This is a genomic window from Novosphingobium sp. NFX11 (genome assembly GCF_057376415.1).
The window spans coordinates 331,486-352,172 of record NZ_CP080386.1 but is presented as its reverse complement, the minus strand read 5'-3'; the positions used below and the strand labels follow the sequence as shown (position 1 = coordinate 352,172).

25 protein-coding genes are annotated in these 20,687 nt (G+C 60.0%); 8 read left to right on the top strand and 17 right to left on the bottom strand.

The features are described 5' to 3' along the window. Positions 1–276: 276 nt before the first annotated feature. From KZO24_RS28315 to KZO24_RS28300, 4 genes are all read right to left on the bottom strand, one after another. Positions 277–1,447 (bottom strand): IS3 family transposase gene (locus KZO24_RS28315; RefSeq protein ID WP_486488365.1). Its coding sequence is split into 2 segments (ribosomal slippage): positions 277–1,195 and positions 1,194–1,447, totalling 1,173 coding nucleotides; the frame shifts between segments, so codons are not numbered across the junction. A 485-nt stretch (positions 1,448–1,932) separates the two neighbouring features. Beyond that, a complete protein-coding gene (locus KZO24_RS28310) occupies positions 1,933–2,676 on the bottom strand; it encodes a Crp/Fnr family transcriptional regulator (protein WP_486488364.1) in 744 nt (247 codons plus the stop codon). Between the two features lie 148 nt (positions 2,677–2,824). Then, on the bottom strand, positions 2,825–3,064 hold the full coding sequence (locus KZO24_RS28305; RefSeq protein WP_486488140.1) for a DUF6894 family protein: 240 nt from the start codon (positions 3,062–3,064) through the stop codon (positions 2,825–2,827). Between the two features lie 223 nt (positions 3,065–3,287). Beyond that, a complete protein-coding gene (locus KZO24_RS28300) occupies positions 3,288–4,658 on the bottom strand; it encodes an IS1380 family transposase (RefSeq protein ID WP_330705790.1) in 1,371 nt (456 codons plus the stop codon). A 440-nt stretch (positions 4,659–5,098) separates the two neighbouring features. On the opposite strand from KZO24_RS28300, the gene KZO24_RS28295 reads away from it, so the two are divergent. The 3 genes from KZO24_RS28295 to KZO24_RS28285 all read left to right on the top strand — a co-directional run bounded on the left by KZO24_RS28295 (position 5,099) and on the right by KZO24_RS28285 (position 6,257). Beyond that, on the top strand, positions 5,099–5,686 hold the full coding sequence (locus KZO24_RS28295) for a recombinase family protein (protein ID WP_486488363.1): 588 nt from the start codon (positions 5,099–5,101) through the stop codon (positions 5,684–5,686). Positions 5,687–5,764: 78 nt separating this feature from the next. Continuing rightward, a complete protein-coding gene (locus KZO24_RS28290) occupies positions 5,765–6,040 on the top strand; it encodes a BrnT family toxin (protein WP_486488362.1) in 276 nt (91 codons plus the stop codon). Beyond that, a complete protein-coding gene (locus KZO24_RS28285; protein ID WP_486488361.1) occupies positions 6,027–6,257 on the top strand; it encodes a BrnA antitoxin family protein in 231 nt (76 codons plus the stop codon). Before KZO24_RS28290 ends, KZO24_RS28285 begins: the two co-directional genes overlap by 14 nt. Positions 6,258–6,627: 370 nt before the next feature. Here the strand turns inward: KZO24_RS28285 and KZO24_RS28280 are convergent, their stop codons facing one another. Both KZO24_RS28280 and tnpA read right to left on the bottom strand, forming a co-directional pair. After that, positions 6,628–7,644 carry an IS110 family RNA-guided transposase gene (locus KZO24_RS28280; RefSeq protein ID WP_486488436.1) on the bottom strand — a complete coding sequence of 339 codons (1,017 nt, stop codon included), beginning with the start codon at positions 7,642–7,644 and terminating at the stop codon, positions 6,628–6,630. A 125-nt stretch (positions 7,645–7,769) separates the two neighbouring features. After that, entirely contained in the window at positions 7,770–8,189 is a 420-nt protein-coding gene (gene tnpA / locus KZO24_RS28275) for an IS200/IS605 family transposase (protein WP_486488360.1), read from the bottom strand. Between the two features lie 574 nt (positions 8,190–8,763). Here tnpA and KZO24_RS28270 point away from each other — a divergent pair. Beyond that, positions 8,764–9,102, top strand: coding sequence for a hypothetical protein (locus KZO24_RS28270; RefSeq protein ID WP_486488359.1), 339 nt, complete (start codon positions 8,764–8,766; stop codon positions 9,100–9,102). Between the two features lie 121 nt (positions 9,103–9,223). Next, positions 9,224–9,505 (top strand): hypothetical protein, encoded by a 282-nt coding sequence (locus tag KZO24_RS28265; protein WP_486488358.1) that lies wholly within the window; start codon positions 9,224–9,226, stop codon positions 9,503–9,505. Between the two features lie 86 nt (positions 9,506–9,591). Here KZO24_RS28265 and KZO24_RS28260 read toward each other — a convergent pair whose 3' ends face one another. The 4 genes from KZO24_RS28260 to KZO24_RS28245 form a co-directional block, all read right to left on the bottom strand. Beyond that, entirely contained in the window at positions 9,592–9,771 is a 180-nt protein-coding gene (locus tag KZO24_RS28260) for a hypothetical protein (protein ID WP_486488357.1), read from the bottom strand. Between the two features lie 1,319 nt (positions 9,772–11,090). Then, positions 11,091–11,558 (bottom strand): hypothetical protein, encoded by a 468-nt coding sequence (locus KZO24_RS28255; protein ID WP_486488356.1) that lies wholly within the window; start codon positions 11,556–11,558, stop codon positions 11,091–11,093. Positions 11,559–11,629: 71 nt separating this feature from the next. Continuing rightward, positions 11,630–11,938: a hypothetical protein gene (locus KZO24_RS28250; protein WP_486488355.1), complete on the bottom strand. Its 309-nt coding sequence runs from the start codon at positions 11,936–11,938 to the stop codon at positions 11,630–11,632. A 644-nt stretch (positions 11,939–12,582) separates the two neighbouring features. Further along, complete coding sequence (locus tag KZO24_RS28245; RefSeq protein ID WP_486488463.1) at positions 12,583–12,723, bottom strand: hypothetical protein; 141 nt, start codon at positions 12,721–12,723, stop codon at positions 12,583–12,585. Between KZO24_RS28245 and KZO24_RS28240 the strand changes: the two genes are divergently transcribed. Continuing rightward, positions 12,710–13,261, top strand: coding sequence for a PRC-barrel domain-containing protein (locus KZO24_RS28240; protein WP_486488354.1), 552 nt, complete (start codon positions 12,710–12,712; stop codon positions 13,259–13,261). The genes KZO24_RS28245 and KZO24_RS28240 overlap by 14 nt on opposite strands. 306 nt (positions 13,262–13,567) lie before the next feature. On the opposite strand, the gene KZO24_RS28235 is transcribed toward KZO24_RS28240, so the two are convergent. The 5 genes from KZO24_RS28235 to groES form a co-directional block, all read right to left on the bottom strand. Then, positions 13,568–14,032 (bottom strand): EAL domain-containing protein, encoded by a 465-nt coding sequence (locus KZO24_RS28235; RefSeq protein ID WP_486488353.1) that lies wholly within the window; start codon positions 14,030–14,032, stop codon positions 13,568–13,570. Further along, complete coding sequence (locus KZO24_RS28230; protein WP_486488352.1) at positions 14,029–14,319, bottom strand: EAL domain-containing protein; 291 nt, start codon at positions 14,317–14,319, stop codon at positions 14,029–14,031. The genes KZO24_RS28235 and KZO24_RS28230 overlap by 4 nt, the downstream gene beginning before the upstream one ends. A gap of 448 nt (positions 14,320–14,767) precedes the next feature. After that, entirely contained in the window at positions 14,768–14,953 is a 186-nt protein-coding gene (locus KZO24_RS28225) for a DUF465 domain-containing protein (RefSeq protein ID WP_486488351.1), read from the bottom strand. A gap of 56 nt (positions 14,954–15,009) precedes the next feature. Beyond that, positions 15,010–16,632 carry a chaperonin GroEL gene (gene groL, locus KZO24_RS28220; protein WP_486488350.1) on the bottom strand — a complete coding sequence of 541 codons (1,623 nt, stop codon included), beginning with the start codon at positions 16,630–16,632 and terminating at the stop codon, positions 15,010–15,012. Positions 16,633–16,687: 55 nt separating this feature from the next. Next, a complete protein-coding gene (gene groES / locus KZO24_RS28215) occupies positions 16,688–17,002 on the bottom strand; it encodes a co-chaperone GroES (RefSeq protein WP_486488349.1) in 315 nt (104 codons plus the stop codon). Between the two features lie 271 nt (positions 17,003–17,273). On the opposite strand from groES, the gene KZO24_RS28210 reads away from it, so the two are divergent. Beyond that, positions 17,274–17,510, top strand: coding sequence for a hypothetical protein (locus tag KZO24_RS28210; protein WP_486488348.1), 237 nt, complete (start codon positions 17,274–17,276; stop codon positions 17,508–17,510). Between the two features lie 874 nt (positions 17,511–18,384). Here the strand turns inward: KZO24_RS28210 and KZO24_RS28205 are convergent. Then, a complete protein-coding gene (locus KZO24_RS28205) occupies positions 18,385–18,858 on the bottom strand; it encodes an Hsp20 family protein (RefSeq protein ID WP_486488435.1) in 474 nt (157 codons plus the stop codon). A gap of 261 nt (positions 18,859–19,119) precedes the next feature. Between KZO24_RS28205 and KZO24_RS28200 the strand changes: the two genes are divergently transcribed. Continuing rightward, on the top strand, positions 19,120–19,350 hold the full coding sequence (locus KZO24_RS28200; RefSeq protein ID WP_486488347.1) for a hypothetical protein: 231 nt from the start codon (positions 19,120–19,122) through the stop codon (positions 19,348–19,350). A 325-nt stretch (positions 19,351–19,675) separates the two neighbouring features. Here KZO24_RS28200 and KZO24_RS28195 read toward each other — a convergent pair whose 3' ends face one another. Then, positions 19,676–20,122, bottom strand: a complete 447-nt coding sequence (locus KZO24_RS28195; protein ID WP_486488346.1) for a ferritin-like domain-containing protein — start codon at positions 20,120–20,122, stop codon at positions 19,676–19,678. Positions 20,123–20,687: the final 565 nt, after the last annotated feature.

Here is a 20,687-nt window from a genome sequence, read left to right as displayed (position 1 = left end):
TCATGCAACGGGCAAAGCCTGGATCCGATCGCCAAGGAGACGACCAATGCTGTCACCAAGTTAAACCTTGACCGACGTCCTCGTCATGTGAGCGGCCATTCCGGACCCGCCCTGGTAGCAGCCGGTGAGATAGGTGCGCACGAGCCACCTATAAAATCCCTTCTGGATGACCTCGCCGGCCCAAAAAAGCACATCTTGCCGGCCCCAGTGTGCGTTTGAAACCCAGTTTAATGCGGCTCGCTACTGACGTGACCCCCGGGTTTCCTCCAGTCGGGATTAGAGCCGGGCAGCTTTGTTGCGCATGAGCGCGGGTTGAGCAATGGCCTGCGCAGCGGAGCCCGTAGGGCGTAGCGAAGCAGGCCATTGCTTATTCAATTCAGCGGCGAAGGCCGCTGGGGTCTCGTATCCAAGGGATGAGTGCGGCCTCTCCTGGTTGTAATCCTCTGCCCAAGCGGCGATCACCACCCGGGCATGGTCGAGGCTCAGGAACAGGGTCTCGTTGAGCAGCTCGTCGCGCATCCGACCGTTGAAGCTCTCGACGTAACCATTCTGCATCGGCTTGCCCGGGGCGATATAGTGCCACTCCACTCCGACCTCTCCGCACCAGGCGAGGACAGCGTTCGAGGTCAGCTCGGTGCCGTTGTCGCTGACAATCATCCCAGGCTTACCGCGCTCGGCGATCAGCTCGGTGAGCTCACGCACCACCCGACGCCCTGAGATCGACGTGTCCGGCACCGCGCGCAGGCACTCGCGGGTTATATCGTCGACGATGTTGAGCACTCGGAACCGCCGTCCTGTAGCCAGCTGATCATGGACGAAGTCCAGGCTCCATCGCTGGTTTGGTAGCGCCAGCACCGGAGCTGGTGCTCGTGCGCCGATGGCACGGCGCCGGTTGCGCCTGCGTCGGACCGCCAGCTTCTCCTCGCTATAGAGCCGCTGTGTCTTCTTCCGGTTGATCACCACGCCCTCACGCCGCAGCAGAATGTGCAGCCGACGATAGCCAAACCGACGGCGCTGCTGCGCAAGCTCACGCAGCTTCAACCGAAGGTCAGCGTCATCTTCTCGCTGTGACCGGTAGCGCATGCTCTTCCGATCAGCGCCGATAACACGGCACGCCCGCCGCTCGCTCATCCCCAGAACCGCCTGGAGACGAGCGACCGCCTCTCGCTTGGCAGCGGGCGTTACCAATTTTTGCGAGAAGATCCTTCAGCCCGGCGTTATCCAGCATCGCCTCGGCCAGCAGTCGCTTCAGCTTGGCGTTCTCGTCCTCGAGCGACCGTAATCGCTTGGCCTCCGAAACCTCCAGACCGCCATACTTGGCTTTCCAGTTGTAGATCGTCGCTTCCGATACCCCGTGGCGACGAGCCAGGTCGGCAGTCTTCGCGCCAGCCTCCTGTTCCTTCAGCACGCCGATGATCTGCTCTTCTGTGAACCTTGCTCGCTTCATTCGTCCGTCCTTCCATCAGGCCAGACTCTAATCAACCTTGGAGGAAAATCCGGGGGTCACGTCAGGGGCCACTTGCCGCCCCTGAAATCGGCCGTTTGACGGTGGGACGTCCCGTCTGGAAGCGGCCATGTCCGATATCGGCGTTCACTGCGGAAACCAGTCACGCCCTCAGAGCCACCGTGCTAGTTGTGCCCCTCGTCGCGTTTGATGATGACTGATGGTCGGCCGCTACCGTTAGCGCTACGCCTAGTGTCTCCAATATTGCGGATCAACTGCATCGACGCCTCAATCGCCCGCCTGGACCTCTCGATACCGTCGTCGGCGATGTCGATCTTTGGCTCGCCTTCAAGCTTTGGATCGAACCAATTTCCGAGTCGCATAGGACAGGGCCTTCAAAATAGCGAGAAGCAGCCAATACTATAATTTGACACCACGTCGTCGCAAGGATCTGATGTTGGCTCAAGACATCAGGTCGGCAACTTCCGTTATGACATATTTGCAGTCGATAGCTGCTCTAGATGAAGGTAGCGTGGGTCGAAGCCGCCGGCCTCAGCCAGAGCCGCCATGTTAAGGGGCTCGACGTGACGCTGGTCTCTTATCAGCCTTTCGGACCTCATCGACTGGATGACACGGTTCACATGGACCGTGGTCAAACCGACAGCATCTGCAATCTGCACCTGCGTGAGCGGCAGTTTAAATCCTCGGGTGTCTAAAAACCCAGCAGCTTTCACGCGGGACCAGATCTCACAGATGAGGTGGGCGATCCGACCACGGGCATCTCGGCGTGCGACATTAATCACCCATTCCCGGTAGATCGACGAGTCGACCAGTGCCTCGATCCACATGGCTCTCGCCACCGCAGGGTACTGCAGCGTTAATTGTTGTAACGCAGTCCGTTCGATCCCAATCACCTTCAAACTTGTAAGTGCCTCAATATTATGGTCGGCAGTATTAAGGAATAAATGTTGAAGGTCGATGAAGTCGCCGCTAAAATGAATGGAGACGATCTGCCGGGAGCCATCCACAGTCATTTTTTGTCGAAAAGCGATGCCATCCAGAATGAAGTCGCAATGTTGGCGTGGCGGCTCTCCATCTCTAATGACATAATCGGTGGCGCTATATGTTCTTAAAACATGAGGAAGAGCAAAAATAGCCTGCCGATCATCCGGAGATAAGCCGACCCTTGTTTCAAGTTTACGCACAACCAGTTCGAGAGCAGAATCAAACATGCTTCCTCCTGCGGGCGGGAGCACACTTAACTCACGGTCGCAAATGCCAAACGTAAGGATGTCGCATTTTGGCACATTAACATAGGCTATTTTTGCGCCATTTCGACCAACGCGGCCCAAGCGTGTTGGAACCGAGGTCGATTGACAGTCATTCTCGGACTGCGAACGAGTCTTTCAACGGCAATGAGTAAATGACAGTTCCGGCTTCATCTTCCACTTCGATACGGTACCGTAGATCGAGGAAGCCTCCCTTCATTTCCTGACTAAGGGTATCACGAGCCGCTTCCAGCGCCACACGCTCGGCCGCCTGCAGGTCGGGAAGCTCTTGGCCTTCGGGATCGATAACGGAATCAGTGTGATCTCGGAGGTGAAAATAGAATCGGGGCATTGCGCGGCTCCAGCGGGGGGAGCACGGCGAATCTCTCAGCCACTGGAACCCTAGCCCGGGTTATTCACGAGCCCGCCGCTCTGGTGTGTCCCGAGCTCAATCGGTGTTTGGCGGCGTGACTTGGGCGAGCGCTGGCGCCGGTGTTTTTCACCGCGTCAGGAGCAATGGGCTTTTCGAGGTTGACGGGACGAGGGCTCGGGTTTCGGCGGCATGGCCGCGCTGGCTATGTCGGCGCTGGCCGAAGACCGGTGGCGATGGCTTTGAACACGCCGGCGTCGGGGCATGCTGACGCGAAGGCGACACGGATACGCGAGGCGCTCTCGATGACGCGGGCAGCGACCTTGAGCAGCCTCAGGCGCAGAGTCGCGAACTCGGCAGCGGCCAGCGCAGTGGCCTTGGGGATGGCCTGCTGGATGCGCCACATCAGCCAGTAGGCGGCGGTATGCAGGATGAGGCGCATCTGGTTGGCATTGGCCGAGCGGCAAGAGGTGCGATCGCTGGCCAACTGGGTCTTGTGGCGCTTGATCAGGTTCTCGGCTTGGCCGCGCGCGCAGTAGAGCGTGTCGTAAATATGCTCGGCCGAGCCTTCTGTCAGCGAGGTGACGACATAGCGGATGTCCATGCCCAGCGTGCTGGCTTCGATCCGGGCGACGACGCGGCGTTGGCCCTTCCAGCTTTTGGCACCGTAGCGGGTCTCGGTATAATGGCGCAGGACCGGGCATTGGCGCTGAGCCCGCTTGACCGCGCAGGCATCGGCGACGGCGACAATGATCGGATCGGCCCGCAGCGCGGCGTTGGTCGGCAAGCCGAACACGTAATCGACCCCGGCCGCCTCGCAGAACGCCATGATCTCGGGCCGACCGTAGTGCCCGTCTCCGCGGATAGTGATGTGGGTATCGGGCCAGTGCTGGCGGATATGACGCACCAGGCGCCGGATGTGGCCGGCACCTTCGGCACCAGACGGCGTCTTGCCGGTGCGCAGCAGCATCGCGACCGGACGGCCGGTCGCAGTGTCGTAAACGTGGATCGGCAGAAAGCAGCGTTCGCCGTGATGGCCATTCCAAAACGAGAGCTGCTGATAGCCGTGCACGACATCGCAGGTGTCATCGATGTCCAGCGTCACCGCCGCCGGTGGGACCAGATAGCTGGCACAGTAGACGCCGATCATCGCGGCCATCATCCGGGCCAGTTCGCGCGTGGTCGGTGCATTCTCCCAGCGGCTCATCGTCGGTTGGCTCGCAAGCCCCGCGCCCGATCCCGGCAACTTGCCCAGTGCCAGGCGGAACCCCGGATCGTCGCGCAGGGCGTCGAGATCGTCAGCATCCTCGTAGCCACACGTGATCGCGAACACCCGGGCGCGCAGGATGTCATCAAGGCGATGGGTCACCCGCGTCGGGTCACGCGGATCAGCGATGCAAGCCGCAAGCCTCCGGCAAATTCCCATCGCTCGCTCGGCTTGCGCCAGCAGCAGAACGCCGCCGTCCGAGGTCAGCCGGCCACCGTCGAACGCGGCTGTGATCTTCTTCCCGCCAACCGCTGGAAACGAAAATCCCGGTGCGCTATCATCGCTCCCGGCGGGTGTGGTCCGTGGCATAAATTGCCTCGCTGCAGGACTGGTCTAGACACCCATTTTCCTACTGCAAAGCAATCGCTTACGCCACTCCCGCCAACCCTATCACCCGCCTACGTGAATAAAACAGGCTAGAATCTCTGCCAGCGGTAGTGAGATCATAGAGCAAAACGCGTGGGATTAGATAGCACCAAAATTATGACTCTAAGCTCAGCCGGACGATCGTCCGCTTCCACCCCTAATTCCGGTCATACAATCTGCCTCGCCTGGTGCCCGTAAGCGGACCTGGCGGCAAACACACGATAAGCGTCAGGCGATGCCGCCACCTCCAACCGATTCAAGCCGCTAGCGGGCGAAGGCCAGAAAGTCCAATGAACTACTGGAGATCACAAACCCCGTAGAATCCGGAAAACACTGCCGGAAAGTAGCGCTGTCCGACAACATGCTACGAAGGGTTTTCCGACATGCTCATTGGCTACATGCGCGTATCTTCCACCGACGACCGGCAATCGGTTGATCTTCAGCGCGACGCGCTGATCGCAGCCGGCGTCGATAGCCGGCATCTCTTTTCCGATAAAGCATCCGGCGCGCGGGAGGATCGCGTGAACCTGAAGGCCTGCCTGGAGTATCTGAAGGCGGGCGATACCCTCGTCGTTTGGAAACTGGATCGGCTCGGCCGCTCCTTGCCACATTTGCTTTCGATCCTAACCGATCTGAGGGAGCGTGGCGTATCGTTCCGGTCGCTTACCGAGCAGATGGACACTGGGACACCGCATGGCGAGCTGCTTTTCTCGCTTTTTGGCGCGCTCGCCCAGTATGAGCGGGCGCTGACACGCGAGCGGATCATGGCAGGTCTCGCCGCCGCCAGACGGCGAGGCCGTCGCGGGGGCCGTCCGCCCACGATCGATGCGGAGAAGCTTGAGCAGATCACCGCAGCCCTTGCAGGTGGAGCCAGCAAATCATCGATCAGCCGTACTTTCAACGTGCCCCGGTCTACCCTTGCTGACACCCTTGCTCGAACGGGGCGGGCAGCGCCAAAGGCGGCCGTGTGATTGGATGCGCGTACGCCGATCTATTCGGAGTGCACAAAAATTGTTGTGCGTCCGAATTAACGGGTGTACAAAATTAGAATGGAGATCGAGTTCGACCCGGCCAAGGACGAGAGGAATATCGCCAAACATGGCCTGTCCTTGCAGGCTGCGGAAGAGTTCGATTGGGACACGGCTTTTGAACGCGAGGATGACCGCTTCGATTATGGAGAGGTCCGTTTCGTTGCCATAGGGCTGATCGGTGATCGCCTGCACGTGCTGGTTTTCACCGACGGCTCCCATGACGACGCGGTTCGCGCCATCAGCCTACGCCCGGCAGAGAAGCACGAAGCGAGGTTCTATTATGGCCAGGTTTGATTCTGAGATTCACGACGATAATCCGCCGATGGATGGGGCGTTCATGGCCGGAATGAAGCCGTCCCGGCGCGGTCGGCCGAAACTCGAAACCCCCAAGGTGGAGGTGAAAATCCGCTTGGATGCGAAGACGGTCGAGCATTTGCGTGGGAGCGGCCCCGGATGGCAAACGCGCGTCAATGCCCTGCTGGGTAAGCTCGTGGCGTCAGGGCAAATCTAGCAGCTTCGCGACCCGAAAAGGGATCGCGATGCAACGCCATCCTGAGGCGCGAGACGTTCGTTACCATCGGGGGATAGGAAAACTTCGCTGAATAACTTCTGTGGTTGCCGCCCGTGAAGCAAGAAGTTTCGGATCCGTTGGGTTTGTGATCGAGTGCGGTCTTCTGTCAGGCCTTTGATTGCGGCATTCGGAAGCCGCTGGCCGGTATGGTGATCAGCGGATCAGGTCCAAATCTAACCGTCGAGCTGCAACGCTCTCGTCATTCACCTGGTTTTCCTGATCCAGATCTGTTCGATCATTTTGCCCATTCGGGTCGTCGCCTTCTTACTCCCCCATTATCCGGCGTCAGGCAGGACTGGTCGCGTGTCGCTCATGCCCCTGTTACCTGCGTCGGAACTCGATAATCCTCATTTTTCGTTATCAATGCCCAGATCGTCCGCGCCATCTTGTTGGCCAGCGCGACCGCAACGAGCATTCGGGGCTTTCGCGCTACCATGCGTGCCAGCCATGAAGCTTCCGGGATTGATCTCTGCCCAAGTCGGCTCAGCCGCGACATCGCACCGATAATCAGCAGCCTGCGAATATCAGCTTGCCCAGCCTTCGAGATGCGCCCGAGACGCTCTTTACCGCCCGAAGAGAACTGGCGCGGAACAAGGCCGAGCCAGGCGGCAAAGTCACGACCGCACTTGAAGTTCTCCATCGGCGGGGCAAACGCCTCGACAGCCATCGCGGTCAAGGGGCCAACGCCGGGGATGGTCCGCAAACGCCGCGCCGTATCGGCCTCCGCCGCCAGCGCCTTGATCTTAGCAGTTCGGGCATTGATACGCACCGTCTGCTCGGCAATTTGCTCCAGCAGTTCTGCACACTCCTCGCGCATCAAACCGGGCAGTTCGCTATTTGGCTCTTCCACTATCTCGGCGATCCGCGTGATCTGGTGCAATCCCTGCGGAACCGCATACCCATACTCATAAAGGCAGGCTCGAAGCGCGTTGATCAATTCGGTGCGCTGGTGGACAAGCCGTTCGCGGGCCCGAAACAGGATGGCTCGACTTTGTTGCTCGGCGGTCTTGGGTTCTACAAAGCGCATCTCAGGCCGCTGTGCCGCGATGACGATGGCCTCAGCGTCCGCCGCATCGTTCTTCTGCCGCTTTACGAACGGTTTCACATATTGAGCAGCAATCAGCTTCACCTCATGGCCAAGCCGGACCATCTCACGCGCCCAATAGTGCGCACTGCCGCAAGCCTCCATCACCACCACCGCTGGCGGCTGCTCCGCCATGAAAGTACGGAATTTCTCTCGCGACAGCTTTTTGCAGAACCGTGGTTGCCCGCGCATCGACGCCGCGTGCAGCTGAAAGACATTCTTTGCCAAATCCACCCCGATCATCGTATCCTTCGTCACGGTTGCCGTCCTTTCCGCTCTGTGGCTACAAACACCACGATCCTGGCACATTGAGATGCCGTCTGGGGAGGGCGGCAACCACCCCATCTGACCGGCTGACGCCGGTAGGATCATGAGGCGGGGCTGAAGCCATCCTTGTGGGTATGTTTGTCGAGATATCGCATGATGATGTCATCGGTGATGTTTCCGGAAGTGGTCGAGAAGTAGCCGCGTTGCCAGAAGCGCTGTCCCCAATACCGCTTGCGGATGTGCTCGAACTCCTGCTGGATTTTGCGTGACGAGCGCCCTTTTGCCCGACGCACGAAGTCTGCAACCGAGACGTGCGGCGGGATTTCGACGAACATGTGGATGTGATCCTTCGACAGCGCGCCGTTGATGATCGTCACGCCCATCTCGGCGCAGACCTGCCGGATGATCTCGCGAACCCGCAGACGCACATCGCCAATGAGCACCTTGTACCGATACTTGGGCGCCCAAACGAGATGGTAGCGATGATGGAATGTCGTGTGACAACCGGACCGATACGCCATAGCCTGTAACCTCGGGAAAAGCGGAAGCCGCCGAAGGCGTGAAGCTTCCGCTTTTCCCGAGGTTACAGGCTACCACGCGAGTCTGTGGCTGAAGCCACTATCCGACTGAAGTCGGAGGGGTTCCTCCCCGAAAGAGGACTCTAAATATTTGGGGAAAGCAGTGGCCCAGCTTCGCGGGGGGGGACTGGTCGCTGGGCCACAAGTTTGCGACTGGTTTTGGTCTATTTGCGAGATCAACGGAGCTTCCCACCCCCACGTTCCCGACCGATCAACGGTTCGTCGCATATGCGGATCACCGTGAGAAATCAGCCCGTCGTCGCCCTGGCGAAGAGTTCCCGGCGACCGGCCCCGGGTATCTAGCCTCGGAACGACGAAAGGCAGACCTGATTTTGCGTTGACGGGCGCGCCGTGCATGAATTAGCGGGGCTTTTCAGCTACCGCTCCTTCATAACAGCGCCTGCGCCCTGCTCCAGCAGCGCGCAGGCGCCCTCCGCGTGCGGAAGCAGTATTCGCCGGGCGATAAATTTATCAGAAACTTAACTGGACTAACGCTGGTCTGAGCTCAGATTCTGCAATGCTGCTGCATTCGCAGTTTGGAGTCACCTTCGGAGGCGTGGGAAATATGTCGTGGAAAGACGACGACCAGATTAAAGGAATAGAGAAAGCGCTGCTACGGGCCGAGGGGGCTCACTACGCGCTCCATGATGTCCTGGCCCGCGCATTGGGTCGGCTGCCGACTGCGGATTACGATCAGCTCATGCGCTCGCTGGCAACGCAGGCTGATGACCTCGATCCAGGCCCTGGCGCGGACCGGATCGCAGGTTACCGTAACGAGCTTGCGTCGATCGCGGAGGAGGTTGAGCACGCACGGCCACGGAACTCGGGCCTGCTGGGCAGACTTCGCCGAAGCTGAGTTCGCTCGATCCCGTCGCCAAACATAGGTAAGTTCACCGTTCCAACGGACGTGTTATGATGCCAGCGCGCTGCGTGCTTGCGCATTAGATGGTCGCCTATAACAAGAGATTGGAAGAGATGTGCCTGCCCACGGCAGCGACGATCGGTCGCGCGAATTAACCGAAGGCGCGCTTCTCGCCCTACGAGACGTTGCGCGCCTATTGCTCAAATGTATCGCAGAGGAAGACATACGGACGGCGATCAGCGAGGTGCTTGAAGACCTGCCTGACCGTGATGAGACGCTTCCCTCCGGCATCGCTGAAAGCTACGCGCAGGAACTATTTGCGATAGAAAGAGAAGTTTGCCGCATCGAGGACGGTGCGAACGCTTTGATCGCGTACGTGGATCTCGGTGATCGCTAAAGGTACGCGGACCGGCGGCGATTAAACGCTGGCGGGCGGCGGGCAGTCGCTGGATGCCGAACGCCGCGGTTAGGGTTTGCACCCTGTCAGTGCTTCTGAAACTTCGGCAGGTCACCCGCCATGTCGAAGAGCATACCAGACCATGCGGCCAGAATAAGGCCCTCTTCCCTGCTCGTTTCAGCACTTATCGCTCCGTAGATTCCTAGCTTACCGGCCAGCTCCTCAACGGACAGCAAACCTTCGCTCTGGAGGAGGGTAGCGATCATCAGGATCGCGCCGCGCCGGCAGCGCGAACGAGCGCCTGTTCGGTTTCCGAGAGTGAGGTGGCTTCCGTCATGTTGCTTCACCTATCACCTGGGGCCGCCCCTCAGCGGGCGTGGCGGTAATCAACCATATGGCGCCCCAGAACGGCAAGGCCTCGCTCTCGCAACTTATCGGCTTGCTCCTGCAACCAAGCCTGCGCCCGTTCGGCAGACGCCTTCTTCTCGACGAAAGCCACGGTCTCGCTGACGATATGCGTGCGAGCGCTGTTATAGCGAGATCGAACGTCGTCCTAAGCGTTTCCATCTGTTTTCAGCCTCGATCGCATTGGTCCTTTATGGCTCTGATCGCAATCTGTGCGGCCGCGCTGCTACCAATCGTCGATGCGGTCATCGCGCCAGCCAGCTCGAAGCCTTTCCCAGCAGAGCCACATTCGGAGCTTACGGGCATCCCATTTAGCTAAGGGAAGCGGAGAACCCACAGTGATGTTTGGCATGAATTTTCAGCGTCGGCCACCGCGTGCACTTCGACGACTACTGCTCCATGGCGGGGGCGGCGAGGAAGTGCTTTGGGTGTCGGAAACCTCCGTGGCATGCCAAAGATTTCGGCCTACGAATATGACCAGAATGAGCGCGATGACGATGACAATTACGACGATCGCGGCCTTACCTTTCCGGCGTGCGCTCGGCGGATGTGTCGTAGTGTGCTCGGGATCTGGCAAGGCTGTACTCCTGTTAAGGCTTCCGTGGGGAAAATGCGTGCCAGGGTGGTTTGGTTTCGACGATAGTGCTTCAACGCATGTCGCCCCCTCAACGAGATGCAGCTTTCTTAGCAGTCATTCCCCCGAGCCTGCGCGGGGCAGCTGAAATCGCGGAGGGGCGGCGCGAGGTGACAATCCCAGAAAGCGGGTTAGGTCGCCGGTGTGGCAACCAGGGCGAGAGCAACGCCCTCACCTGAAATCAACGGCACGCAGGTCGGATAGTACAGTGAGATTTGGCAAGCCCTCTTTCGCGGATATGTGCGTCTACACTTGGAGAGTTGCTGGCGGCCGCTGCAGGCCTTCGCACCCGAGTGTTGAGCTGCGTTTATGTTGCGATTGGCTGCTCAAAATGGCGCTTATTCTCTGAACCAATCTGGCGCAGCTCAGCTCGGGGGTCGCTCGCTATAAGCGCATATGCGTTCTCCAAGGGCGCAGCAGGCGATCCCACCGGGTGCAAAGCCACCCGCAAGCGCTTCGATACCGCGCGCAACGTATGAGGCATCCTGGGTAGCGGGAATGGAAATGTCACTCCGCGGCGTCACCAGTACCGGCAAATGTGGGTGCTCAGCCTTCTTTCAACTCTTCTGCATCTTTTTCGCGCGCGTCCTGCTGTGCGCCCTCCACCGCCCCCTCTTTCGCCGCGTCTGCAACCGTGTTTTCGAACATCCGTTTGAGAACCCAGCCTACCGCGAAGGTAACGGACGCCGTCACCACGGCGCGAACTGCAGTCTCTTTGAGAGACCGAACGAACTGCTTACGCTGCTGCCGCCCCGGTTGACCGGCGACTACGTCTGCCAATTTTTCTCTGGTTCGCATCAGAACGTCCCCTAATTTCTTGGATGATCGTTGGAGAACGCCCAGCACCGGTTCTGGATGCAGCCTCACCTGCCACTTCGCGAAAGCATCACTGCCTGCCCTCAAAGATTGCGAGCATGTCTCGATCAGACCCGGTCGTTTCGATATCATAAGGGCATAACGACTTCCGGAGAATGGCAGCTCCATATTTGTGTAACGCCCCGTCTCAGCGAGCATGGGATGCGCCGCCGTTCGCAGCGGTTGCCCGACGCCTGAGGCGGGCGTCTGGGGACGCCCTTTGAGGAAGGTCAGCCGCTGACGACTTCGACAGCACCGGCGTCACGGAACGCCTGGGTCACCGCCTCGCCCTCATCCTCGTTCATATCGACCGAGACGACAAGCTGACCTTCGTATGCGGCACCAGAGACGCTGGCCGTTTCACCGTTTTTTCCGATCGCGACGTCCGCACCGGCGGGCTCGTCGCCAGCGCTGTTTTCGTTCCCGGCAGGTTCAATGAAAACGTCGGTGCGCTCTATGCCATATTCCTGAACCAGGTGCTCGACGGCAAGCTCGACTTCTCGGCGTCCCGGGAACAATGCTTTGATGGTGGTGGCCATGTGTTTACTCCATTTCAGCTTTTGAGAGCGCTGGGATGCAGGCAAAGTTCCCGAGGTGCACTCTGATCAACCCCCGGCGCCCTCGCCCATTCTTCGGCTGAAATCGCGGGCAACCAAATGGCGTGGCGAGTGCTTGGCCTAAGACTGCCATAGATTGGCGCGCCGTCATTCCACGACGCAGCCGACGCGGCTCCCTTTCCCCATAGGCGATGCCGAGCCCGGTAATGATGCGAGTCGCGAACTCCGCGAGGTCGAACACGCGATGCATCCTTTGGACCATCTCCTCACCCATGGTCTGCTCGGCGACCAACCGACCACCGATCGGCGAGGCCGCTCGCCTGGGGCGGGCCTGGCACAGGGCCGACAGTGACGGATGAGGCCTCGCGGATCCAAGATGAGCCCGGAAGAAAGGATCGCGGCGCCAGGCGAGATAAATCGTAGCAGCGCTTACTGATGGGCAACGACGCTACTATTACCCTCGCTCTTTTCGTCCTCGAATGTGATGAAGTTTCACTTTTAAGGATGTCGCAGCAGTCGTCACGTCGGCCTCGTGTGCGAGAGCGTCCTAAGCATCGGCTTGGCACGGTCTTTCGATCGAAGCGGGGGCAATCTGGTTAACCTCCCGCTTCGCATCAGCGACATGCTCATCTCATCAGTGGAATCAGTCGTTCCTTCGGCACCAAGCGCGGTGCTTCGCGTTCCTCATTCTTAATCTGGCGAAGGAGTTGCCGCTTGGAAAACGTAGCCGGATGGATCGCGCCCGCTGCAACGATGATCGCCGCCATGATGACCGCAGCCAATCTTGGTTCGCGTGTCACCGGCTGGGGCTTCGTCGTTTTTACCGTAGGTTCGATCGCGTGGTCGATCGTCGGCTTTGCGACCGAGCAGACCAATCTTCTTGCTACCAACGGCTTTCTGACTTTGGTCAACCTGATCGGCGTCTGGCGTTGGCTCGGCAAGCAGCGTGCATATGAGGATGGCGGCAAATCCGCCACTGAGGCAAGTCGACGCTCAGCCTATCCGACGCTGTTTACCGCTACGGGCATGGCCGGCATGCCCGTCACGACCGCCGACGGTGAGCGGATCGGAAAGGCGGTCGAGGCGCTTGTTACCTGTGAGGACGGCACCGTCAGCTATGTCGTGGTCGCATCGAAGGGCGTCGGCGGTATTGGCGAGGAACTCCGCGCCGTCGATCGGACACAGATCGACTTCGCTTGCGACCGGCTGAAGCTGCGGCGCCGTCGCGACTGGTTCGAAAGCCTGCCCCCGCTCGCCGAGGGAGACTGGCCCGCCGCACCAGAAATGGCCGTAGGGCGTCGATGAATACTCCTGACGGTCGGTGAGCGACCGCCCTCGTGCTCGCCGACACCTTCGTGCGTGATCTTCTGTATCTCACCCACAGCGCCCAACCGGCCAAAACGGTCACCAGGGCACTTGTCGGCCTTGTCCCTGCCCTAGAAATATCGGCTTCCGTTGGCCCAGCGACATACGGCCGGGAAACCGCCAGAAGGAAAGGGATTTTCCAGAATCGCAGCGTTCGCCGCGCACGAGAACATGCCGGTTATATGCGTGTGAACCTGATGTAGCGGCGCGGGGGAACCTGTCATCAGGGCGCACTCGACCACAGCGTTATCCTCCGGTCAAAACAGGGTTCTTTCCTCGGGCGTGCATTTCCGAGGCAATGAGACAAAGCACAGAAGGGGCGCTACAGTTCTGCAAGACTTCGCTGACATGGGCGGCAGCCATCGGCCTGCCGAAGAGGAACCCTTGCGCGATATCGCACCCCTGCCGCGCGACGTACGCGGCTTGAAATGGCGTTTCAATGCCTTCGGCGACGGTAGTGATGCCGAGGTTTCTGGCCAGATGTATCACCGCGCCGACGATCGCGGCATCTTCGCGTTCACGCGCGTCTAGCCGGGAAATGAACGAACGATCAATTTTCAGAGTGTCGACCGGAAACTGCTTGAGATGGGTTAGCGATGCATAGCCCGTGCCGAAGTCGTCGAGCGCAATCTTCACGCCGGCATCCGAAAGGGTTGTGAGGGTTTCGCTGACCGTCTCAGCCAGTTGCCCTACGAGCACTGACTCCGTCACCTCCAATCCAGCAGGGACGGCGCAAGCCCCGCACGTGCCAAAGGGTCTAGGATGCGATCGGCGAAGTGCCCCCGCTGAAAATCTCCCGGGGCACCATTGATGGCGATGTGTCCGATGTCCACGCCGCTCTCCTGCCAAAACAACAAGTCGGCAATGACACGCTCGATCATGCGATCGGTCAATCTGGATGAAACTTCGCTGTCTTGGAGCGCGGCTCCGATGGCGCCAGGCGAGCGCAAGCCGCGTTGGTGGTGCCAACGCAGAAGTGCTTCGAAGCCCAGACACACCCCGGAGCTAAGACAGACCTTGCGTTCGGAGTTATGTTGCGAGGAAAACTGACACCCACGCGCTGCAGGCTACCATCGAAATACCGCGAGCGCCGACCGGGCTAGGTACGGCAGCTTCCGTCAGCATACGCTCAGCATAGAGCCCCCGGGACAAAAATGCCCCTTTTTCATCGGCAGTCTGATGTTCCTCTGGCTATGCTCGCCAGCCCCAGGCAGCCATTCCGTCACCCGCGGATGCTTTGCCAAATTTCCTGGCTGGACCATCCGCTATTGCTGACTGAGAAAGGGAGCCCCGGCGGCTGGCTCGGGGCTCCTCTGTCCATCCTCGCGAGTTTCCCCGAAACGGCGGACGATCATCGCACGCAAAGGGGCGCCATCGGCTTTCCGACAAAGGCACGGTGCTGTGAACCAAAGGCAACCGTGCTGCCCGTCCGTACCGGGCATTCGCTCAGGCGGCCTGGCGCTCGGTATCGTGTTCCGAGCAGGCCGCCATCTGGTCCTTCACTGCCAGCTTCATCTTCTTGAGCCGGCCGATCAGGAAATGGCGCGGATGTACGCGCTTCTCTTCTTCGCGAATTTCGCCTTCGAGACGCGCATGTTCGCGCTCGAGGTAGCGCAGATAGTGGTCGTGCATCGTCGAGCTCCTCATGTTCGATGATAGGGCCCGGCGATAGCCGGACCCTTGGTGTGTCAATACGCCATTTCAGGGACGGCCTTAGCGCCCTTGTCGTCCTCGGGGGCTTCGGCGACGAGCGCCTCGGTCGTGATCAAGAGCGAGGCAACCGAAGCGGCGTCCTGCAGCGCGGTGCGAACCACCTTGGCGGGATCGATCACGCCGGAGCCGACCAGATCTTCATACTGGCCGGTGGCGGCGTTGAAGCCCAAGCTATACTCCTCGCTTTCGAGGAGCTTGCCAACGATGAAGGCGCCATCCTCTCCGGCGTTGTCGGCGATCTGCCTTGCCGGCGCGCGAAGTGCGCGGCGGACAATATCGATGCCCGACTGCTGGTCGTCGTTCGCCGCCTCGAGGCCGTCAAGCGCCTTGAGCGCACGCAAGAGCGCAATGCCGCCCCCGGGCAGGATGCCCTCTTCCACCGCTGCGCGGGTGGCATGAAGCGCGTCGTCGACGCGGTCCTTCTTCTCCTTGACCTCGACTTCGGTCGCGCCGCCGACCCGGATCACCGCGACGCCGCCGACGAGCTTGGCCACGCGTTCCTGCAGCTTCTCGCGATCGTAGTCGCTTGTCGTGGTCTCGATTTGCGCACGGATCTGGGCGACGCGGGCATCGATGTCCGAGCGGGCCTCGGCACCATCGACGACGGTCGTATTGTCCTTGTCGATGATAATCTTCTTGGCTCGACCGAGCATCCCGATCGTCACGTTCTCGAGCTTGGTGCCGAGGTCCTCGCTGACCACGTTGCCGGAAGTCAGGATCGCGATGTCTTCCAGAATCGCCTTGCGGCGATCGCCGAAGCCGGGCGCTTTGACCGCCGCGACCTTGAGGCCGCCGCGAAGCTTGTTGACAACAAGCGTCGCCAGCGCCTCGCCCTCGACGTCCTCAGCGATGATAAGAAGCGGCCGGCCGGACTGCACCACCTGCTCGAGAAGCGGGATCATTGCCTGCAAGTTCGACAGCTTCTTCTCGTGGATGAGAATGTAGGGTTCGTCGAGCTCGACCTTGAGCTTCTCCGCGTTGGTCACGAAGTAAGGCGACAGATAGCCGCGATCGAACTGCATGCCCTCGACGGTCTCGAGTTCTGTCGCGAGGCTCTTGGCCTCTTCGACCGTGATGACGCCCTCGTTGCCGACCTTTTCCATTGCTTCGGCGAGAATGCGGCCGACCTCCTCGTCGCCGTTCGCCGAGATGGTTGCGACCTGCGCGATTTCGCTGTTGGCGCTGACCTTGCGCGCATGGGCTTCGATGTCCTTGACCACGGAGCCGACGGCGAGGTCGATACCGCGTTTCAGGTCCATCGGGTTCATGCCTGCCGAAACGGCCTTTGTGCCTTCGCGCACGATTGCCTGGGCGAGCACGGTCGCTGTGGTGGTGCCGTCGCCGGCCTTGTCGTTCTGCTTCGACGCGACCTCGCGCAGCATCTGCGCGCCCATGTTCTCGAACTTGTCCTTGAGTTCGATCTCCTTGGCGACGGTAACGCCGTCCTTGGTGATGCGCGGCGCGCCGAACGATTTCTCGATGACCACGTTGCGGCCCTTGGGCCCAAGGGTCACCTTCACTGCGTTGGCCAGCGTATCCACGCCGCGCAACATGCGATCACGCGCGTCGGACGCAAACTTCACTTCCTTGGCAGCCATTGCCTCGTCTCCTTTTTTCGATTTCCTTCCGAGTTTCAGAGGATGCAGGTCGCTGTCAGGCGGCCTGCTTGAGCTGAGCGGCGGCCTCGATCACGCCCAGGATGTCGCTCTCCTTCATGATGAGCAGATCCTCTCCGTCGATCTTGACCTCGGTCCCCGACCATTTGCCGAAAAGCACGCGATCGCCCGCCTTGACGGCGAGTTCAACGCGCTCGCCGCTATCGTCGCGCAGGCCTGTGCCGATGGCGACCACTTCGCCTTCCTGCGGCTTTTCCTTGGCGGTGTCGGGGATGATGATGCCGCCCGAAGTCTTCTCCTCGACTTCGATGCGGCGGACGACCACACGGTCGTGCAAGGGGCGGAAATGCATGCATAACCTCCAGATGCAAAACTGAGATGTGATAGGCCTGACGTTCTTTCGAACGACAGGTGACGCGGAATTAGGAAAAGTCATTTTTTGCGTCAAGACGGTGCACGAAAAATTTTGGCAGTCGCAGGCAGGGAGTGCCAATGTCAGCAGTACCGGCTTGTTATCAGGCCAATTTCCCTCTTGACGCGACTCACCCATGTTCCAAAATTCACAGCGTTGGCCCGCGGGCCCGCAGATGAAAAGGAGCGACACAGCGGAAGGAGGCAAAGCCATGTCGCAGCCATTTCGGCGTTTTATTCATCCCTTTGACGTTGCGCGCAACCCGAGCCTCGAGCCGGAAGTAAAGCGCGCCATTCTTGCATCCTGGGCGTCCGACCGCGCCGCGGTGCGCAACCATCCCGGCCTGCGTAAGCCGCCCGGCGCCAGGCACGCGGTGCCGGTCGATGACATCCTTGCCGCCATGCATTTGATAGACGGGCCCTTGCAAGATCCCCACCCCTCGCCTTGATCGGCCAGAATTTTTTATTGTGCAGCTGGCAGCCCGTCGGCTAACAATCGCGCTTCTGTGGATCCCCCTTGTGAACAGCAAGCGCTGGCGGGACCTTTGCTCAACGCATAAGGCGGCTCGATCACGTCATAGCATGCGGCCGAGCCGCCAAAGGGCATCGAGCCCAAACAAACTGACCACCACCGCGAACATCCGCCTCATTGGCATCCTTTGTCGTCATCGCCAGAGGCTTAATGAGCGCGTTGGCGCCATGCGGGGACGAGAACCTACCCGCGACGGCAAACGTCCTGTATGTCGTTTGCCGCAAGCCCGGAATCGAAAGTCCGCACCCCGCCCTCAGCCGGCGCGGCCATTCACGGGAATTCAACGACCGCGCTGCTCCGCCGTCTTCGTCCTGCGCAACGTCACTGTGAGAACGCCGTTCTTGAAGGTGACTGCGATCTTGCGCGTTCAATGCCGCCGGACAGGCCGATGAGACGCTCGAAGCAACCATAGCTGCGCGCCGAGTAGCTGCGGTTCCTTGCCATCGATGTGACCGATTTTCGCCGCGCAGTGTCAATCCGCTGTCCTCGACGAAAATCTCGACGTCTTTGGCCTGGGCCGGACAATTCCTCCCTGCCGCGCATTTCGTTGTCGGTCTCGCCCAGCTCCAGGCGCGGCCATCCCGACATGCGCTCGACGTGCGCGAATCCTGGCCCCTTTCCCGATCGACGCTACCGGAACGGGCAGCCCGTTCTCCTGCGGCCCCAGGGAATGAAATCACGAACTGCCATGATGACATCTCCTTTTCCGGCTGGATGAAAGGCTGAACCTGCCGCACGCCGCCCGCCGGGGGTGTCCGGAGGCGGCGGCGGCAGGCCAACGGGCGCGAGGATCAGGTCACTTCGCTCGCCTTTTCCTTCAACTCGCCCAGTCGCTTGGTGTCGGACGCCTTGCCGCCGATCTCGATCCGACGCGGCTTCATTGCTTCAGGCACCACACGCGTCAGTTCGATCGTCAGGAGGCCGTTCTCGAAGTTCGCCTTGGCGACCTCTATGAAATCGGCGAGCTGGAAGCGCCGCTCGAAGGCCCGCGACGTAATACCGCGATGCAGGTATTCGCCCTCGTCGGCGTCATCGACACGCTTTCCGGTCACTGTGAGCAGGTGCTGCTGCGCGACGATATCGATATCTTCCGGCTTGAAGCCGGCGACCGCGACGGTGATGCGAAAATTGTCGTCGTCGAGCCGCTGGATGTTGAAGGGCGGATAGCCCTCGTCCTCGCGCGCCCCCGCTTCGAGCAGGTTGAACAATCGGTCGAACCCGACCGTCGATCGGCGATAGGGGGTAAAATCAAAGCTCGGTCTCATTTCCAAATCCTCCAATGAAGCAATTTGGGCATGGGATGCGCCGGTAACCAGGAGCCGGCGCTCTCGATGTCCAACCGGACCCGATTCGGCGTCCGGTATCATTGAGCTAATTTTGGTCACGCGCCTTTCAAGATGTTTCGGCCAAGAAAATAAGCAGAGGGGTGGGCACGGTGCGGTGGAGGCGTCGGCAGGTGGGCGGGAACCTAATCTGCCTTCGGAAATTCACCCCGCGATTAAGCCTGAGAAGGGAGGTTCTAGGCAATGGAGTGGAAGTTGGTTCGCGAGGACAACGGCAGCATCGCGGTAAGGAAGGGCGACCTCGATAGCAAGTTTGCAGCGATGACCTGGGCGCGGCAATGGCTCGGGAACAATGCCGATCACGACCGCTATCGGCTTCAGCCCGAGGGAGACGATAGAGAGATGTTAATGATCCGCACCATTACCGGACAATGGTATGGGATGTTTGTTGGTGCCGAAGCAGGCGCCACTTAACTGGCCGCGCCTTGCAGCGCCATTCCATCGATGGCTTCACAACCATGGGCTGCTGGTGCTTCAGAGTCAGCAGCTTCACTCAACACTGGTGCCGGGATCAAGTTTAACATCTGCGCCCAAAACGTGCTGAGGTAGGGCTCTGAGCGGAAACCGACGCCGGAACGCCTGCGCGCGGATGCTGCGGTTCGCCAACCGGCATGGCGCGCCGCGTCGCGTCTCGCCGTCAGGGGTACATTTACTCCCTTCAACGGGATGACGACGGAGAAGCAGATGAACCGGCGTCGATACGGCATGAGGCCGCCCGCAAGCGGGCGGCCTCAAGTTGTCATGCGATGCTGTGCTTGAGCGCGCTCATTTTATCGTGGCCTTCCCTGACCGAAACGAAAGCCTTTTCCACTACCGAACGTGAAGACGAATCCAGGTCTGTGTCGCGCAAGGCGTCTTCGAACTTGGCCTTGATGTGGTCTTCACCACGCTCGACTTCCTGAATGATCGCTTTGTCTTCCTTGCCGGTAATTGCCTGCTTCAGATCCATGAAGGTCCGGTGAGCGGCGGCCAGAAGGCTGCTATCGTCTTCCGGGGTTCCGCCCAGTCGGCGAACTTCAGCCTGCAGGTCGGTCGCCGCCGCACTACGGTCACGCGCGAACTCCGCGAACATTGTAGCGAACTGGGTGCTGTACGCATCCTTGGCAGCGTCCTCATAGCCCTTCATGCTATCAAGGGTCGTCTTGATCAGGCCGTTGAGCGTTGAGATGGTGCTATCCGTGGTCATGATGTTCTCCTTGTGGGAAAACGGTTTAACCAGCTGCGGGCGAACTTGATCCATTCAGCGCGAACATCTCGTCGCCCCACCACGCCGCTTTGACGAACGAAAGGCTAGCGGGACGGGCGCGCTTGGCCGATGTGCAACCTCGACCGGCGCTCAAGGCGTCAAAGGATCTTGAGCATATCCGCATTTCAAAGCGCACGAACGTTAGTCGGGCCGTGAGTGAACTGGTCTGGACTAGAACTGGTCAGGCGACATTTCCGAGACTTTCGACTGGATTATCACCATCGCGGCAGCAAGCGACAAGCGGCCGGTCTAGAAAGGTCAGTCGTGCGACCTCGCTTGCCGGCAATGACCCGAACTCCGGGATGACCCTGCCGGACAAAAAATAGCACCTTTGCCTGATCCAGCAGCAAGTTCGCTGGTTCTCGCGTCGGGAAGACCCGGCCGCGCACTGTCATTCTTTCAGCTTCAAACGGACGTTGAAGAAACCGGATTTCGCCGTAGGAGACCCTGAGCCAGATCGCGATGTCCGAGAGCCGCAGGATGGTAAGCATTGCTTTGGAATGGA